The organism is Vibrio sp. D173a (assembly GCF_030248475.1).
In genome coordinates this window covers 1-770 of record NZ_JAHGAH010001038.1, presented here as the reverse complement: position 1 = coordinate 770, position 770 = coordinate 1, and the positions used below count along the sequence as shown (strand labels likewise).

The 770-nt window shown below is 47.8% G+C and carries 1 protein-coding gene and 1 pseudogene; both read right to left on the bottom strand.

Going from position 1 to position 770, the window contains the following annotated elements; translation table 11 throughout:
* Positions 1-613 (bottom strand): ABC transporter permease (locus tag KIV40_RS31115; protein ID WP_285353163.1); only part of this gene is annotated, 613 nt, incomplete at its 3' end.
* Positions 603-770 (bottom strand): annotated as a pseudogene (locus KIV40_RS31110) (cell division ATP-binding protein FtsE); the annotation flags it as partial. The pseudogene KIV40_RS31110 and the gene KIV40_RS31115, both read right to left, overlap by 11 nt.

The window sequence follows — 770 nt, the reverse complement described above, 5'->3', positions numbered from 1 at the left end:
CTCCAAGCATAAGGAAGGTTAATGTCACTACGATGACAGTCGCCAGTGCTTTGATAGCATCCAATCGCGCCAACCAATCTTCATCAAGACGCACATCTGTTACTGACGGCTGGCCTTTGACTTGTTCAGCGAGTGCTTTTATTTCTGAGTCTGTTCCAACGCTTGGGGTAATAATGAGTACACCCGGTAGTGAGTAATCATCAAGAATCGTCAGTGCGTCATTAAAACCCGAGTATTGGCTAAGATCCGCCAACCCTTGCTGTGGTGAGATATATTCGACTAGCTCTACGTCAGGCCAACTCTCTATCTCATCCTTCATCACCATCACTCTTGGCTCAGGGATGCCCTCTTCTATATAAGCACTCACCTGAGATGGGCTCGCGACATCTTGCGCAGCTTCACCCACGTTTTTACCCAGCAGGTATAAACACGCTGGCATCGCTAATGCCATCGAAATGACAGCCAATGTCAGAAGGTTGCCGAGTGGGCGTTGCCATAATTGTGATAGTGAAGATTTCGCTTGCTTCCAATGCACCACTAAGAAGCCATCACTTGCTGCACGGTTGTTCGCGCGTTTTGGCTTGGCCTTTTTAAGACGCCTATTAACGGCCATAGTCTTCTACCTCACTCAAGAAGCCCTGATTTAGCTCGAAATGTCGATATTGTGGGCGAGTGTTTACTAACCCCACATCGTGCGTAGCTAAAAGGATGGTTACGCCAGCTCGGTTAAACTCTTCAAACAGGCGTAACACACGATTGGATAATTCAGG